The 15,847-nt window shown below is 68.4% G+C and carries 16 protein-coding genes and 2 pseudogenes; 14 read left to right on the forward strand and 4 right to left on the reverse strand.

Annotated features, from left to right (window positions below):
* The 3 genes and pseudogenes from ACRDUX_RS30290 to ACRDUX_RS30300 form a co-directional block, all read right to left on the reverse strand.
* Positions 1-428 (reverse strand): annotated as a pseudogene (locus tag ACRDUX_RS30290) (phosphodiester glycosidase family protein); the annotation flags it as partial.
* Positions 429-645: 217 nt separating this feature from the next.
* On the reverse strand, positions 646-1,941 hold the full coding sequence (locus ACRDUX_RS30295) for a PQQ-dependent sugar dehydrogenase (protein ID WP_526419442.1): 1,296 nt from the start codon (positions 1,939-1,941) through the stop codon (positions 646-648).
* The gene (locus tag ACRDUX_RS30300; protein WP_526419444.1) at positions 1,919-2,683 is read right to left on the reverse strand and encodes a pirin family protein; all 765 of its coding nucleotides are present in this window, start codon (positions 2,681-2,683) and stop codon (positions 1,919-1,921) included. Before ACRDUX_RS30300 ends, ACRDUX_RS30295 begins: the two co-directional genes overlap by 23 nt.
* A 74-nt stretch (positions 2,684-2,757) precedes the next feature.
* Here ACRDUX_RS30300 and ACRDUX_RS30305 point away from each other — a divergent pair, with 74 nt between their 5' ends.
* The 3 genes from ACRDUX_RS30305 to ACRDUX_RS30315 all read left to right on the forward strand — a co-directional run bounded on the left by ACRDUX_RS30305 (position 2,758) and on the right by ACRDUX_RS30315 (position 6,023).
* Positions 2,758-3,207, forward strand: a complete 450-nt coding sequence (locus ACRDUX_RS30305) for a MarR family winged helix-turn-helix transcriptional regulator (protein WP_526419465.1) — start codon at positions 2,758-2,760, stop codon at positions 3,205-3,207.
* A 23-nt stretch (positions 3,208-3,230) separates the two neighbouring features.
* Positions 3,231-4,007 carry an SDR family NAD(P)-dependent oxidoreductase gene (locus tag ACRDUX_RS30310; protein WP_526419446.1) on the forward strand — a complete coding sequence of 259 codons (777 nt, stop codon included), beginning with the start codon at positions 3,231-3,233 and terminating at the stop codon, positions 4,005-4,007.
* Between the two features lie 306 nt (positions 4,008-4,313).
* Positions 4,314-6,023: a CocE/NonD family hydrolase gene (locus ACRDUX_RS30315; protein WP_526419467.1), complete on the forward strand. Its 1,710-nt coding sequence runs from the start codon at positions 4,314-4,316 to the stop codon at positions 6,021-6,023.
* A 123-nt stretch (positions 6,024-6,146) separates the two neighbouring features.
* Here ACRDUX_RS30315 and ACRDUX_RS30320 read toward each other — a convergent pair whose 3' ends face one another.
* Entirely contained in the window at positions 6,147-7,169 is a 1,023-nt protein-coding gene (locus ACRDUX_RS30320) for an RNA polymerase subunit sigma-70 (RefSeq protein ID WP_526419469.1), read from the reverse strand.
* Positions 7,170-7,220: 51 nt separating this feature from the next.
* Between ACRDUX_RS30320 and ACRDUX_RS30325 the strand changes: the two genes are divergently transcribed.
* From ACRDUX_RS30325 to ACRDUX_RS30375, 11 genes and pseudogenes are all read left to right on the forward strand, one after another.
* Positions 7,221-8,060: an alpha/beta hydrolase gene (locus ACRDUX_RS30325; RefSeq protein ID WP_526419448.1), complete on the forward strand. Its 840-nt coding sequence runs from the start codon at positions 7,221-7,223 to the stop codon at positions 8,058-8,060.
* The gene (locus ACRDUX_RS30330) at positions 8,057-9,130 is read left to right on the forward strand and encodes an alpha/beta hydrolase family protein (RefSeq protein ID WP_526419450.1); all 1,074 of its coding nucleotides are present in this window, start codon (positions 8,057-8,059) and stop codon (positions 9,128-9,130) included. The genes ACRDUX_RS30325 and ACRDUX_RS30330 overlap by 4 nt, the downstream gene beginning before the upstream one ends.
* A 16-nt stretch (positions 9,131-9,146) precedes the next feature.
* The gene (locus ACRDUX_RS30335; RefSeq protein ID WP_526419452.1) at positions 9,147-10,079 is read left to right on the forward strand and encodes an NADP-dependent oxidoreductase; all 933 of its coding nucleotides are present in this window, start codon (positions 9,147-9,149) and stop codon (positions 10,077-10,079) included.
* Positions 10,080-10,158: 79 nt separating this feature from the next.
* Positions 10,159-10,908 (forward strand): DUF2786 domain-containing protein, encoded by a 750-nt coding sequence (locus ACRDUX_RS30340; protein WP_526419454.1) that lies wholly within the window; start codon positions 10,159-10,161, stop codon positions 10,906-10,908.
* Positions 10,909-10,914: 6 nt separating this feature from the next.
* On the forward strand, positions 10,915-11,406 hold the full coding sequence (locus tag ACRDUX_RS30345; protein ID WP_526419456.1) for a TIGR04338 family metallohydrolase: 492 nt from the start codon (positions 10,915-10,917) through the stop codon (positions 11,404-11,406).
* A 61-nt stretch (positions 11,407-11,467) separates the two neighbouring features.
* Positions 11,468-12,103, forward strand: a complete 636-nt coding sequence (locus ACRDUX_RS30350) for an O-methyltransferase (RefSeq protein WP_526419471.1) — start codon at positions 11,468-11,470, stop codon at positions 12,101-12,103.
* Entirely contained in the window at positions 12,096-12,803 is a 708-nt protein-coding gene (locus tag ACRDUX_RS30355; RefSeq protein WP_526419458.1) for a dienelactone hydrolase family protein, read from the forward strand. Before ACRDUX_RS30350 ends, ACRDUX_RS30355 begins: the two co-directional genes overlap by 8 nt.
* A 27-nt stretch (positions 12,804-12,830) precedes the next feature.
* The gene (locus tag ACRDUX_RS30360; RefSeq protein ID WP_526419460.1) at positions 12,831-13,790 is read left to right on the forward strand and encodes a DUF4129 domain-containing protein; all 960 of its coding nucleotides are present in this window, start codon (positions 12,831-12,833) and stop codon (positions 13,788-13,790) included.
* The gene (locus ACRDUX_RS30365; protein ID WP_526419462.1) at positions 13,787-14,272 is read left to right on the forward strand and encodes a hypothetical protein; all 486 of its coding nucleotides are present in this window, start codon (positions 13,787-13,789) and stop codon (positions 14,270-14,272) included. The genes ACRDUX_RS30360 and ACRDUX_RS30365 overlap by 4 nt, the downstream gene beginning before the upstream one ends.
* The gene (locus tag ACRDUX_RS30370) at positions 14,269-15,234 is read left to right on the forward strand and encodes an AAA family ATPase (protein WP_526419463.1); all 966 of its coding nucleotides are present in this window, start codon (positions 14,269-14,271) and stop codon (positions 15,232-15,234) included. The genes ACRDUX_RS30365 and ACRDUX_RS30370 overlap by 4 nt, the downstream gene beginning before the upstream one ends.
* Positions 15,231-15,847 (forward strand): annotated as a pseudogene (locus ACRDUX_RS30375) (DUF58 domain-containing protein); the annotation flags it as partial. The gene ACRDUX_RS30370 and the pseudogene ACRDUX_RS30375, both read left to right, overlap by 4 nt.

Below are 15,847 nucleotides of genomic sequence, written 5' to 3' on the forward strand. Positions count from 1 at the left end.
GTCGACTTCCAGGAGCCGCCCTTCTGGCCCCGGATGTCGAAGAAGTTGGCGTTGATCGCAATGGTCGGCTTGCCGAGCGCTTGCCAGGCCTGGATCGGGGTGAAGGTCTCAGACGCCTGCCAGAGTCCCTCGGCCGTCCGCGCGCGTGAATCCTGTTCGCAGCGAGCTTGATAGCCGCGATGGGAGTCGACGAGCAGCCGCGGTGTCAGCCGCTGCGAGGCCGACTTGATGATCATCAGGTGACCGCCGCCGCCCATCTCGTACCAGCTGCCGCCCGCGTTGAGCATTGGCGCTGGGTTGCCGCCGCCGAAGTTGTAGACGAGGTATGAGCCGCGCGTGTTGGCGATCGCGCTTGCGAGCAGTTCGCGGCCGTCCGCGGCGCGCGCGGCCGGGGCCCCAGACAACGATCCGAGGACCGCAGCCAACATCAGGGTGGAGCCGGTAGCGACGAGTCGCCAGAGCCTCGGGGCAGGACTCGGCACGTTTGGCCCCTTCGGAGAACAGGTGAGTGATCAGGTACCTGTAATCACAGCAAACTCACGGACAACTTTGGTCTCATCTGCATCACAATTGAGCCTCGGCCGAATTGCGTTGTGTCCGAGAGCGTTTGCCACGAGCAACCGACAACGGGGGGTGGGGTGTAGGTCAGTGCCCCGGCGGCGCCAGCCGATAGATGGCGTCGGCGGCGTCATCGGTGATGTAGACCGCTCCGTCGGGCCCTGTCACCGCGGCCACCGGCCTGCCCCAGCGTGATCCGTCCGCAGCCTGGAAGCCGCCGACGAGGGTCTGCTGGTCGCCGAGACCGCCATTGCGCCAAGGAAGGAATGACACCTCGGGGGCACGCGGTGGCTGACGGTTCCACGATCCGTGCACGCCGACCAGGGCGCCGTGGTCGTAGGGCGCGGGGAGCACCCCGTCGACGAAGCTCAGACCGAGTGGAGCGGAGTGCGCGCCGAGGCTCTGCTCGATCGGTGGCAGGACCGCGCAGTCGAGCTTGCTGCCGTCCGGGTTGGTCTGGACGTCGCGGATCAGGGTCAGGTTCGCCGGTCCGCCGTCGGGATTGCAATAGGGCCAGCCCAATTCGCGTCCAGGGGTCAACTTCGCAACCGATTCGGGTGGGTGGTCGTTGACGTACTCGGGGATCACCTGGCCGAAGGACGAGCCCTGGTCCGGGACTGCGACGTTGTCGCGGTTGTTGACCGCCGTCCACAGCGTGCCGTCGGGTGCGAATGCCAGGCCCGTGCCATTGCGAACGCCGGTCACGAATGGTTGAAACGGTCCGCCGCCGGGAGGAATCCGCATGATCGTGGCCCGCTGCGGGTTCGCGGTGCGGTCCTCGGCGGAGACGTTGCCCGTTGAGCCGATCGAGAAGTACACGGCGCCATCTGGACCCACCGCCACGCTCTTCAGGGCGTGGGCGTACGCGCCGCCCAGGTCGGGGCTTTGCGTGTCGGGCAGTCCGCCCGCCGCAATGCGCGGGTGCGTGGCCTCGCCGTCGGCGTAGTCGAATGCATCGATCTGGTCGCTCTCGGCGATGTACAGCGTCGAACCGGCGAAGGCCAAACCATGGGGCTGGTTCATGCCCCCGATCAACAGCTGCAGCTGAGGGCCGCCGCCCGTGGGTTGCACCCGGATGACCTGCCCGGCACTGGGTACCGACACCAGCAGGTCGCCGTCGGGGGCCCACGCCATCAGGCGCGGCTTTGGCACCCGCGCCCACACCGACATCGTCCAGCCCTTGGGCACCAGCGCCTTTCGTGGCTCGTCGAACGGCACCGCCGTGAAGTCGTCAGGGACCTGGACAGTCACCTCGGCGAGGCCGGCGTCGCCGGGTGCCCGGGTGGTGGGGTCCGACGTCGGCGGGGTGCTCGATGAGCACCCCGCCAACAGAAGGACGACGCCGATGACGCCGAATGACTTACGCTGCAGCCAAACTCGCATGCATCTCCCAGACCAGGATTTCGGATGGTTCCGTCGCGGTGACCCGTTGGCCACCGGATGCCGTGAATCGCACGGCGTCGCCTTCGTGCAGTGGGCCAGCGCCTTCAAGTGCGACCTCACCACGTGGGACGAACAGGTGCAGATACGGCGCCTGCGGCAACTCCACGCTGTCGCCGGGCTCCAGCCGCGCACCGCGCAGTGCGGCGTACTTGTTGCTGATGGTGATGGCGGCGTCACCGGCGTGCTCGGGCATGCCGGAGGCGATGGTCACCAACTTGCCGCGCAACGACTCGTCGTCGATCTCGAGCTGCTGGTAGCCGGGCGTGATGCCTGCCTCGTCGGGCACCACCCACATCTGGACGAAGTGCACGGGTTCGGAGTGCGAGCCCTCACCCGTCAAGGTCCACGAGTCGTTCTTCTCCGAGTGCATGATGCCGCGGCCCGCCGACATCCGTTGCGCCAGACCGGGATAGATGACTCCGGAATGGCCCGTCGAGTCCTGGTGCACCAGCGATCCGCGCAGTACCCAGGTGACGATCTCCATGTCGCGGTGCGGGTGGGTGTCAAAGCCCTTGCCCGGCTTCACCACGTCGTCGTTGTTGACCAGCAGCAGTCCGTGATGGGTGTTGGCGGGGTCGTAGTTGCCGCCGAAGGAGAACGAGTGCTTGGAATCCAGCCAAGAGATCTTGGTGGCAGACCGGTCTGCAGCGCGCCGGACGTCGACGATGTCGGTGTTGGTCATTTCGTAGAGCTCCTTGCGAGATCATTGCCAGCCTAGGTTGCTGTCACTGGACACGACAACTTAAATGATGTGTCATATATTCCATGTGGCTGTCCGAAGACCAGCAGCGGGTGTGGCGCAACTACCTGGCGATGAGCGCCAAGCTCCAGACGGAGATGAACCGTCAGCTGCAGCGCGACTGTGGGCTCTCGCTCGCCGACTACGACGTGCTGGTCACGCTCGACGAGCGCGATGCGTGCCGGGTCAATGAACTCGGTGACCGGTTGGGCTGGGAACAGAGCCGACTCTCACATCAGCTCAGGCGGATGCGCTCCAGGGGTCTCGTCGGACGCCATGGCGCCGACGACGACCGCCGCGGCGCCACCGTGGAGCTGACCGACGCGGGGCGTTCGGCACTGGCATCGTCCGCGCAGGGACACGTCGACCTGGTGCGCGACGTTGTATTCGACGGCCTCGGGCCTGCCGAACTCCGCGCATTGGACCACTGGACGTCGCTGGTGCTGGAGCGGTTGCGGGAGCACTGACGGGGTCGGCTTAATCTGTCGGCGTGGACATCAACGGAGCTAGTGCAATCGTCACCGGGGGCGCGTCGGGTATCGGTGCGGCATCTGCCCGCCAGCTGGCCGACAAGGGAGCCAGGGTCGTCGTCGCCGACCTGAATGCGGAACGCGGGCAGGAGCTCGCACACGAGATCGGCGGCGTGTTCGTCAACGTCGACGTGACCAACACCGAGCAGATCGAAGACGCCGTCAACACGGCAGTCGATCTCGGGCCGCTGCGGGCGCTGGTCAACTCGGCGGGCATCGGTTGGGCCCAGCGCACCATCGGCAAGGACGGTGAGTTCGCCTCGGCGCACAACCTCGACGCCTACAAGAAGGTGCTCGCCATCAACTTGGTCGGCACCTTCGACTGCATCCGGTTGGCGGCCACCGCGATGAGCCGCAACGAGTTCACCGACACCGGTGAGCGCGGCGCGATCGTCAACATGACCAGTGTCGCGGCCTTCGACGGCCAGATCGGACAGGCGGCCTACTCGTCGTCCAAGGGCGGTGTCGTCGGCCTGACCCTGCCGGTCGCCCGCGACCTGTCCGCGGTGGGCATCCGCGTCAACACCGTGGCGCCGGGCCTCATCGACACCCCGATCTACGGCGAGGGCGAGGCGTCGGAGGCGTTCAAGGCCAAGCTGGGTGAGTCGGTGTTGTTCCCGCACCGCCTTGGCAAGCCCGAGGAATTGGCCTCGATGGTGATCGAGCTGATCACCAACTCGTACATGAACGCCGAGGTCGTGCGCGTCGACGGTGGTATCCGGATGCCGCCCAAGTAGCGCCGCCGCGCTTGGCTACCAATCCTTCTCGTCGAACGTGACGGCATCGCGAATGTTCTTGCCATCCATCGGCCCGTGGGTGGCGTCGATCATTGGTCCGACGTTTCACCGATCGATCCCAGGTGGCCGGGCTAGCGTGAGCGAGTGCGCCCCGTTGCGGTTCGACTGGCTGCGGTCGCGACGGCCCTGACCGTGGCGCTGAGTGGCTGCTCGGAGGACCGCGCGAGCACCGCGAGCGGTCCGTGGCCGCCGGACCCGGGCCGGGGTCCGTGCGGTGTGACCAAACAGGTCGACGTGCCCGCCACCATGCGCGACGGCACGATCCTGCGAGCGGACGTCTACAGGCCGAAGACCTCCGACAGCGTGCCGGTGATCCTGATGCGCACCCAGTACGGGAAGGACGGCGCGCAGTCGGGAACCCGCTACCAGTCGCCGGACTGGTTCGCCTCGCACTGCTACCTCGTCGTCGTGCAGGACATCCGCGGCCAAGGTGCGTCCGCAGGCACGTTCAGCGAGTTCACCCACGACCAGTCCGACGGCTACGACTCCGTCGAATGGGCGGCGGCGCTGCCGGGTTCCAGCGGCAAGGTCGGGATGTACGGGTCGTCGTATGTGGGCGCGACGCAATGGTTGGCCGCGGTCACCGCTCCTCCGCACCTCGTCACCATCGTGCCGGCGAACACGGCATCGGACTACTACGACGGGTGGACCTACGAAGGCGGTGAGTTCCGATTGGCGTTCGTGCTGCCGTGGGCGATGGAGTCGATCGCCACGACTGCCGCAAAGAACCGCAATGACGAAGCGACGGTGCACGAACTCGCTGCCGCCGCAAACGATCCCACCCGATGGATGGACTTCCGTCCGTTCAAGGACCTGCCACCGATGCAACCGGGCAACCCGGCCGTGGCGCCCTGGTACTTCGACTGGATCCGCCACTCGACGCGCGACGCCTTCTGGCGGCAGTTCAGCATCCGCGACCGCTATCCCTCGGTCACGGTGCCGGTGCTGCACTTCGAGGGCTGGTACGACGCCTTCCTCGCGGGCGGTGTGGAGAACTTCGCGGGCATGGTCGCCCACGGCGCGAACGAAAGCGCCCGCAACAACCAACGCCTGGTGATCGGGCCGTGGGATCACGTCGACTGGGGTCGGCCGGACTCTGAACCCGCACCGATGCTCAAAGCCATTGGCGCCGTGGCGAATAGCCCGATCAACGAATTGATGCTCGACTGGTATGACCACTTCCTGAAGGGCTCGACCAAGGGAGCCGACGGCAAGGAATGGGCGGGCACGCCCCGGGTGGACTACTTCCTGATGGGCGCCAACGTCTGGAAGACCGCGACGGGTTGGCCACTGCCGCAGACACATCCGACGACGTACTTCCTGTCCGGATCGGCTGGCATCGCCGACCGCAAGGGTCAGTTGGGCGATGCCCCGCCCGCCACTGATCCACCCGACGTCTACACCTACGATCCGCGCTTCCCCGCGCCGAGCCTCGGCGGGCATTCCTGCTGCGGCGCCCAGTCCGGTCCGCAGGGACCCTATGACCAGACCCCGGTCGAACAGCGCTCCGACGTCCTCGTCTACACCAGTGCCCCATTGCCACGCGACACCGAGGTGACCGGATCGACGACGGTCAATCTCTGGGCCGAATCATCAGCTCCTGACACCGATTTCACCGCAAAACTCGCTGTCGTCAAGCCCGACGGCGAGGTCGTCAACCTCAATGACGGGATCCTGCGAACGTCCTTCCGCGACTCGCTGTCGAATCCGACACCGGTCCCGCCCAACCAGCCGATCGCCTACCAGATCCAGATCTGGCCGACGAGTTACGAATATCGGGCCGGCGACCGCATCAGGCTGGAGGTCTCCAGCAGCGACTATCCACAGTTTGCTCCCAATCCCAACACCGGCGAGCCGTTCGGTCAGAGCGCCGTCACCGTGATCGCCACCCAGACCATCCTGCACGACGCTGCCCACCCATCGAGCGTCACGCTGCCGGTGATTCCCGCCCATTGACGAGCGAGATCAATGTCTGCGATCAGTCTGGATGAGGTGGCGGCTCGCCAGGCACGCCTGCAGTTGGCCGTGACCGACCTCGCCGACCTCCCGTGGAGCGAACTGCCCGAGGACGTCATCGACCTAGAGGCTGGCGGGCAGGCCGAACTTCTCGAACAGTCCCTCGGCGGCGTGGAACGCGACGACGTGCCCGACGCCGCCCGGCCGGATCTCCAGCACGTGCAGCTGAAACTCCTCGTGCTTGCCGGTCTCGCGGTTGAGCATGTAGAGCGCGGCGGTGGGTTGGCCGTTGGCGGTGGTGCGCAGGAAGCGCATGTCGCCCGCTCCTTCGGCGGGGCAGTGCGTCTTGGACAGCGTGACGATGTTCTCCGGGCCCTGGTACCAGCCGTCGAACGGTGGCATCTCGAAGATCGCGTCGGCGGTGAACAACTCGACGAGCTTGTCCATGTCGTACGCCTCGAACGCCGCGATGTAGCGACTGAGCAGATCCTGGGCCTCGGGCGACTCCGGCGGAGCGATGTCGTCGTCCTGGCTGGGCTGCACCGCATCGATTTGCGCCCGCGCGCGCTGCAGCAGGCTGTTGACCGCCGCGGTCGAGATGCCGATCGCCTCGCCGACCTCGGCCGCCTTCCACTGCAGCACCTCACGCAACACCAGCACCGCCCGCTGGCGAGGCGACAGATGCTGCAGCGCCGCGACGAACGCCAACCGCACCGAGTCGCGGGACGCGACGATCACCGACGGGTCCGAGGGATGCTCTCCCGGGGTGTCGGGCAGGGGCTCGAGCCAGGTGATCTCGTGGTGTTCGGCGATGTCGGCGGTGGGGTCGGAGCTGGGTGCGCCCAGTCCGGTGGGAAGCGGTCGGCGTCGACGGCCGTCGAGAGCGGTCAGGCACGTGTTGGTGGCGATCCGGTAAAGCCAGGTGCGCACCGACGACCGGCCCTCAAAGCCCTCGTAGGACTTCCACGCCCGCAGATACGTCTCCTGGACCAGGTCCTCGGCGTCGTGCAGCGATCCCGTCATGCGGTAGCAGTGCGCCATGAGCTCTCGCCGGTAACGCTGTGCGTCGGCGAGAAAGGCGTCCTTCGAGTCGAAGCTTTCGGCAAGCACGCTCACCCAGACGACACTACCCAGACCGTGTGACAGACGACACCGTCGTGGGCTGACCCATTCAGCCTCGCCCGTTACTCTCCCCTGATGGCCACAACCCGCAGCGAACGCAGCTTCGACGGGGTCGGCGGGGTTCGCATCGTGTACGACGTGTGGACGCCGAACGTCGATCCGACCGGCGTGGTGATCCTGTGCCACGGCTACGGCGAGCACGCCCGCCGCTACGACCACGTGGCGCAGCGCTTCGGTGAGGGCGGGCTCATCACGTACGCCATCGACCTCCGCGGACACGGCCGTTCCGGCGGCAAGCGCGTCTACCTGAAGAACATCTCCGAGTACACCACCGACTTCCACCACCTGGTCGGAATCGCCACGGCCGCGAACCCCGAACTCAGACGCGTGGTGCTCGGCCACAGCATGGGCGGCGGCGTCGTCTTCACCTACGGCGTCGAGCATCCCGACGACTACACCGCAATGGTGTTGTCCGGGCCCGCGGTGTATGCCCAGGACGCGGTGTCGTCCGTGATGATCCTCGTCGCGAAGGTCCTCGGCAGCATCCTGCCCGGCCTGCCGGTGGAGAATCTTCCCGCCGACGCGGTGTCCCGCGACCCCGAGGTAGTGGCCGCCTACGAGGCCGACCCGCTGGTGCACCACGGCAAGCTGCCTGCAGGCATCGCCAAGGCACTGATCAGCGTCGGCGAGACCATGCCGCAGCGCGCGGCCGCCCTGACGGCGCCGCTGCTCGTCGTGCACGGTGGGGAGGACAAGTTGATCCCCGTCGAGGGCAGCCGCCGCCTGATCGAGTGCGTCGGCGCCACCGACGTCAATCTGAAGGTGTACCCGGCGCTCTATCACGAGGTCTTCAACGAGCCTGAACGCGCCGTTGTGCTCGACGACGTGGTGTCGTGGATCGAGGTTCACCTGTGAGCGCCATCGGCCGCCACCTGCTCTTGCTGGTGACCGCCGTCCTGGTGGTCGCGGGCTGCTCGTCCGGCGGCAATGACTCTGGCGGCAAGGACAACGCCGCACCACCGCAGCCGCAGGGTTGGGTCGACGAAGACGTCACCTTCACCGCGGACGGGCTGACCATCTACGGCACCTACCGGCACGACAAGAGCGCCCCTGCCGGTCCGGCGGCACTGCTGATCTCCGAGAGCGGAAACACCGACCGCAACGGGGACAACGCCGTGGCCGGGCCGGTCGGCAACATGCGACAGCTGGCGGAGTACCTGTCGGGCAAGGGCATCGCCACGTTGCGCTACGACAAGGCAGGAACGGGCAAGACGGGCCTCGGCCCGTATGCGCTGCGCCCTGGCGACGTCGGTAGCGCCGTGTACGACATGGGTGCCAAGGCGGCCGTGCGATACCTTGCCGGCCAACCGGGCACCGACAAGGTCCGCATCTCCGTCTACGCGCTGGGGGAGGGCACGGTCCATGCCATCTCCCTTGGTGCCGACACGGCGCCGGACGCGCCGAGGATCCACTCGCTCGGCCTCTTTCAGCCACTGGCGGGCCGGTACCTCGACATCATCACCGTCCGCGTGCGCAGCGGACTCGACGCCGACGTCAAGGCGGGGGCCAAGACGCCGCAGCAGGCCGACGCGGTCCTGACCGCATGGAACGCCGCGGTCGACGAGGCCCGCACCAAGGGCACGGCGCCGGCCCAGCTTCCCGAGGGCCTGGGCGCCATCCTCAGCCCGTCCAACGTGAAGGTCGTCGTCGAGGCCGACGCGATCGACCCCCTCGCGATGGCCGCGAGCTTGCCCGCGGCCATGCCCGTGCTCGCCACCTGCTCCGACTCCGACATCCAGGGCATGTGCACCGCCGAGAAACCGCTCTTCGACGCCCTGGCCCACACCGCGCTCACCGTCGTCGAACTCAAGGGCGTCAACCACGTCCTGCGATACGACCCGACCGACAACGTCGGCAACTACGCCAAGCAGGACCCGCTGGCGCCGCAGCTGGTGACGGCGCTGGACGCCTTCGTCACCAAGTAATGGCTAGACTCCTCCCGTGACGAAAACTGTTGTCGCCGAAGCCTATGGCGGCCCGGAAGTCCTAGTCCTGCAAGACATCGAGTTGCCCGTACCCGGCGAGGGAGAGGTGCTCGTCGAGGTGCGTGCGGCAGGCACCAACCCCCTCGACTACAAGCTGTACAGCGGCGCCATGGGTAGCGATCCCGCCAAGCTGCCGATGCCGCTCGGGTTGGAGGCGGCGGGCGTCGTCGTTGCGGTCGCACCGGGGGTGGCCGGATACACCGGACCACTGACAGTCGGCGACGCAGTGATCGCCACCGGTATCAGCGGTGGCTACGCCGAACGGGTCGTCGCCCGAGCCGCTGACGTGGGACACAAGCCGGAATCGCTGAGCTTCGAGCAAGCCGCTGGGCTGCTCCTCGTCGGCGGCACCGCGTGGCACTTGTTGACCAAGACCGGGGTGGGGACGGGCGACACCGTGCTGATCCACGGAGCCAGCGGCGGCGTCGGGCTGATGGCGGTGCAACTCGCGATTGCCCGTGGGGCGAAGGTCATCGCCACCGCGAGCCCGGCACGGCACGATCAGCTGCGCGGATACGGTGCCGAACCCGTCGCGTACGGCGAAGGTCTGGCGGACCGGGTGCGTGCGATCGGCACCGTCGACGCCGCCCTCGACGTGGTCGGCACCGATGAAGCCCTGCTCACGTCGGTGGAACTCGTCGCCGACCGGAGTCGCATCGCCACCATCGCCGGGTTCGCCAAGGCGCCCGAGCTGGGCATCGCGGTCCTCACCGAGGCCGACGGCGGTCAGGAGATCCGCGACGCCTCCCGCCCCGAACTCATCGACCTCGCGGCGCGGGGAAAGCTCGACGTGACCGTGGATCGGACCTATCCACTCGACGAGGCGGCCGAGGCGCACCGCTATCTGCAGACCGGGCACGCCCGCGGAAAAGTCGTACTGGTTCCCTAACTTGAGCCTATGACCAACAGCGAGAAGCGAAGCGGCCATCCCCGCATGTCGAACAGCGAGAAGCGAAGCGGGATCGCGCATGTCTGACGACAAGATGCTGGCGCGCATCGCCGCCCTACTGCGCCAAGCCGAGAACACCGACAACCCCCACGAAGCCGAAGCGTTCATGTCGGCCGCCCAACGGCTCGCGACCACCACGTCGATCGACCTGGCGGTGGCGCGGGCGCATGCCGCGACGCGGAGTCCGGCGCAGGTCCCCATCCAGCGCACGGTCACCATCGGCGAGGCAGGATCCAAGGGGCTGCGCACCTACGTCCAGCTGTTCGTCGCGATCGCGATGGCCAACGACGTGAAGTGCGACGTCGCGTCCAACTCGACGTTCGTGTACGCCTACGGGTTCACCGAGGACATCGACGCGACGCACTCGCTCTACGCCAGCCTGGTGGTGCAGATGGTCAAGGCGTCGGATGCCTACGTCGCCACCGGTGAGCATCGGCCCACTCCGACCATCACCGCCCGGTTGAACTTCCACCTGGCGTTCGGGTCGCGCGTCGGACAGCGGCTAGGGGAGGCGCGCGAGGAGGCCAGGCAGGCTGCCACCACGGGTCGCGATCAACGCCCCGGCACGGCAATCGCGTTGCGCAACAAGGACCTCGAGCTGAAGAGCTTCTACCGGGAGGCATCCAAGGCGCGTGGCACCTGGCGTGCCACCAGTGCCTCGGCGGGCTATTCGTCGGCGGCTCGCCGGGCCGGTGACAGGGCAGGGCGGCGGGCCCGACTGGGACCGAGTACCGAATTGTCCAGCGCACGACGGTCATTGGACCGGTAGCGGACGGTGCCGCGCGACACGCAGCGCTCGAAGGTGTATGCCGCGGAGCAGTTCGTGCGGACGCTCTTCGACCGCGCTGCGGAGCGCGGAAACCGCTCCGTCGACTTCTTCGGGGCACAGCTGACGCTGCCCCCGGAGGGGCGGTTCGCCGCGGTGGATTCGGTGCAGCGCTACGTCGACGACGTCCTTTCCCTGCCGTCGGTGCTGGCCCGCTGGCCCGCGCTCACACCCGTCGGGGTGCGAGGCAGGCGAGGGGTCACCGCGGCGCACTACGAGTGGACGCCCGAGGCGGCCGTCATCGCGGTTCCGGACCGTCAAACGAATTGGGCGCTCAGGGAATTGGTAGTCCTGCACGAGCTTGCCCACCACGTGGCGCAGGCCGAACCACCGCACGGTCCCGAGTTCGTGGCGACATTCTGCGAGCTGGCATCTGCGGTGATGGGCGCCGAGGTCGGCTACCTGCTGCGGGTGGTGTACGCGAGGGAGGGCGTCGCGTAGGCGGCCGGGCCCCACTACCGTGGAGGTCGTGAGCGAGCCCGATCCCACCGCCCTTGACGCCATGTTCGGCCGACTGCTGCACACCGAGGACGCGGCGTTGACCGCCGCTCGGGAGGCCGCCGACGCCGCGGGCATGCCGAAGATCGAGGTGTCCGCCCAACACGCCAAGCTGCTGACGCTGCTCGCGACCATCTCGCACGCCACCCGGGTGCTGGAGATCGGCACGCTCGCCGGCTACAGCACGATCGCCCTGGCACGCGGCGTCGGCGCCGACGGGCGGGTCGTCACGCTGGAGTACGCGCAGGCCCACGCCGACGTGGCGCGTCAGAACCTCGACAGGGCAGGTGTCGGGGATCGCGTCGAGATCCTCGTCGGAGCGGCGCTGGACACGCTCCCGCAACTGGCCGACCGGGGCGAGGCGTTCGACTTCTTCTTCATCGACGCCGACAAGGAGAACAACCCCGCCTACGTCGAGTGGGCGATCGCCATGGCACAACCAGGAGCCGTGGTGGTGATCGACAACATCGCCCGCATGGGACGCGTGCTCGAGCCCGCGCCCGACGACCACCAGGCTCGCGCCGTGCACGACATGTTCGTGATGATGGGCCAGCACCCGCGGCTCGACACCGCAGCGATCCAGACCGTCGGCACCAAGGGGTGGGACGGCTTCGCCGTTGCGGTAGTGCGTGATGCCTGACATCACGTATCCCGCGCCTGCGGGCCCACTGCCCGGGTACCTCGCAGTGCCGAACGGGCCTGGTCCGTGGCCGGGCGTCGTGGTGATCCACGACGCGTTCGGGCTGTCGGCCGATATCAGGCGGATCACTGACCGCTTCGCCGAAGCCGGGTACCTGGCCCTCGCACCCGCGCTGTTCCGGCGGGGGTTCCGGCCACGGTGCGTGGTCAGCACTCTGCGCGCGCTGTCCCGCAGCGGCGGTGTCGCCGTCGACGACCTCGCCGCGGCGCGCGAGCGCCTGGCCGCCGACGGCCGCTGCACCGGCAAGGTCGGGTCGGCGGGCTTCTGCATGGGCGGTGGGTTCTGTCTGCTCCTCGCCTCGCGCGGTGTCTTCGACGCCGCAGCGCCGAATTACGGAGTGCTGCCCAATGACTCGGACTACCCGGCACTGGAGCGGTCGTGCCCGATGGTGGCCAGCTACGGCGGGCGCGACCGCATGTTGCCAGGGGTGGCCGCCAAGCTCGAGACCATCCTCACCGAAGCGGGCGTGCCGCACGACGTCAAGGAGTACCCGGGCGTCGGCCACTCGTTCATGAACGCGTTCCCGACTCCTGGGCCGCTGCGGTTCGTCGAGAACGTGGCCGGCCTTGCGTATTCCCGGCCGGAAGCCGAGGACGCCTGGCGGCGGATCCTGGCGTTCTTCTCCGAACACCTCGCCTGACGGGGCCGCTCGCGTAGCGTCGGCCACGTGCCGCCTCGGGAGAGGACACGGGGGATCGCATCCGCGACCGGACTGGTCGCGCTGTTGTTCGTGGCCGCCGCCGCCCTGCGCGGCTACCTTCCCGGGGCGGAACCCGGCCCGCGGGAGCCCGCGGCCGACGACCCGCTGGCGTTGGCGGTCGTCGTCATTCTGCTGGCCGCCGCGGTCGGCGTCGTCGCATTCGCGGTGATCAGCAGGCTCAGGAACGGTTCCGCCGCCGTGCCACGCGTGGCGGGCCGGTCGGATTGGCTCCGCGGTGACCGCGGCAGGCCGACCTGGCGCGTCGCATTGATCGCGTTCGGTCTGATTCTCGGCTGGCTGCTGCTCTCCATGGTGCTCGGCAGGCTTGGTGGCACCGGGCCCGAAGGGGCGAGCGCGCCCGGTGCCGCCCCGACGACGGCAAGCCCGGCACCGAAGCCCACCGGCGCGGCGGGCGCCCTGCCACCACCGGAGCCGGACACTGGCTCCGATCTGCTTGGCTACTTCTACGGGGCGACGGTGATATTCCTGGTCGTCATCGTCGTGGGCTCGATCGTCGCGGCGCACGGGCAGCGCCGCCTTGCGCCGATCGCTGCCGCTCCGCCGGGCGACGACTCCATGCCGGATTCGGAGACCGGATCCGAATCCCTCGCGCGCGCAGCGGAAGTCGGCCTCGCGGAGGTGGGTGACCTCAGCCGCGAGCCCCGCAAGGCGATCATCGCCTGCTACGCGGCCATGGAACGGGAGCTGTCACTCCTGCCCGACGCCGCCCCCCGCGAGTTCGACACCGCATCCGAGGTACTCGCTCGCGCGGTCGAGCACCACGCCCTTGCCCCCGATAGTGCGACGCAACTGGTCGACCTGTTCGACGAAGCGCGGTTCAGCCCACACGTCATGCACGAGGGCCACCGCGACGCGGCGGTCGCCGTCCTCACGCACGTGCTCGGCGAGATGCGGAGCCACGCATGAAGAAGCTGACGATCGTGGCCGTCGTGATGCTCATCGGGGCCCAGTTGCTCGCGTTGTCGCACCCCGATCGGCGCGTGGCGCTGTGGGTGGGGACCGCCGCCGCGGTGACCGTGCTCCTGACGGTGCGCTGGTGGATGGTCCGCGACGCCCGCTCCGCGATCGACGAAACCCGCGCCCGCGATCCGGCCGAGTCGCTGCGCCGCTGGCGGTCGAAGACCGAGATCCTGATCGCCCGCGCCGACACCAACCGGTCGGACTGGGACAAGTATCTGCGGCCGATGCTCGCGAGGCAGTTCGAGCTCGCCACAGGACAGCGAAAGGCCAAGGATGCAAGGGTCTTTCACGCCACGGCGCTGGCGCTGTTCGGCGAGCGGCTGTGGCCGTGGGTCGACCCGGACAACGTGTCGCGCAGCGGCACGGAAGAACCGGGGCCCGGGCGCGCGGTGCTCGACGACGTCCTGCAACGCCTGGAGGAGATTTGAGCCCAACCGTCACCACGACCGCTGCCCACTGCGAGGCGGTGCTCGACGAGATCCAACGCGTCGTCGTAGGCAGGCGTCCCGCGCTGACGCTGATCCTCACCGCGGTGCTGGCCCGTGGGCACGTACTCATCGAGGACCTTCCCGGGCTCGGAAAGACACTGATCGCGCGCTGCTTCGCCGCCGCCCTCGGCCTCGAGTTCAAGCGCGTGCAGTTCACCCCGGACCTGCTGCCCGCCGACCTGCTCGGCTCGACCATCTACGACATGCGGTCGGGCCGCTTCGAGTTCAGGCCAGGGCCGATCTTCAGCAATCTCCTTCTTGCCGACGAGATCAACCGGACTCCGCCGAAGACGCAGGCGGCACTGCTCGAGGCAATGGCCGAACGTCAGGTCAGCATCGACGGTGTCACCCACGGACTGCCGGAGCCCTTCATCGTGCTGGCCACCGACAACCCCATCGAGTACGAGGGCACCTACCCGCTGCCCGAGGCGCAGCTCGACCGGTTCACGATCCGGCTCGAGCTCCGGTACCTCTCCGAACTAGACGAGGCGGCGATGTTGCGTCGCCGCCTGGACCGCGGTTCGGACGAGCCCACCGTCGAGCGCGTCGTCGACGCGTCCGGGCTCATCGCGATGCGCGAATCGGTCGAGCAGGTGACGGTGCACCAGGACGTCCTGCAGTACGTGGTGTCGTTGGCGACCGCGAGTCGCCAGCATCCGCAGGTCGCCGTTGGCGCAAGCCCGCGCGCCGAGTTGGATCTGGTCCAGCTCTCCCGGGCGCGTGCGCTGCTGGCCGGCCGTGACTACGTCATTCCCGAAGACGTCAAGGCATTGGCCGTGCCCGCCATGGCACACCGCATCAGCCTGCGTCCCGAGATGTGGGTCCGGCAGGTGCGGACGGCCGACGTGGCTGAGGAGCTGCTGCGGCGACTGCCGGTGCCGCGCGCCCGCGGCGCGACATGACCGAGGCGGGCAGCGCCGACGTCGAGATGCGGTGGCGCGCTTCACGACTGGCCCTGTCGCTGGCCACGTGCGCCGCGGTGGCGCTCGCGGCCGCGCTCATCGGATCCCGTTGGCAGCTCGTCGCATTCGCGGCACCGTTGCTTGGCGCGCTGGTGTCGCTGCGCTGGCAGCGGCCGCCGCCCAGCGTCCGAGTCCATGCCGAACCAGCCCTGGTTCGCTGCTTCGAGGACGAGGAGGTTCGGCTGACGGTGTGGGCCACCGCGAACGACGGCGCCCCGGTGGACGTCACGGCCGCCACGGCCGCCGGCGCGTCGTTCGAGGTCTCCGAGGAGTCGTCGGGACGAATCGAGGTGGTGTTCCGCGCGCAACGGTGGGGCCGGTATCCCATCACGCTGCGGGTCGGCGTCGGGGCGAGGGGCGGGCTGCTGACGGGGCAGGTCGACGCCGTCGAGGTGGCCGATGTCTTCGTATTCCCCGTCGCTCCGGCACAATCCACCACGTTGCCGCGGACCGAGCTGCTCGACCGACTCGGCTCACACCTGACGCGGCACGTCGGCAGGGGTGTCGAGTACGGCGGCATCCGCGCGTACGTGCCTGGCGATCAGTTGCGCAC

The sequence above is a fragment of the Mycobacterium sp. genome, assembly GCF_050701675.1.
GTDB lineage: Bacteria > Actinomycetota > Actinomycetes > Mycobacteriales > Mycobacteriaceae > Mycobacterium.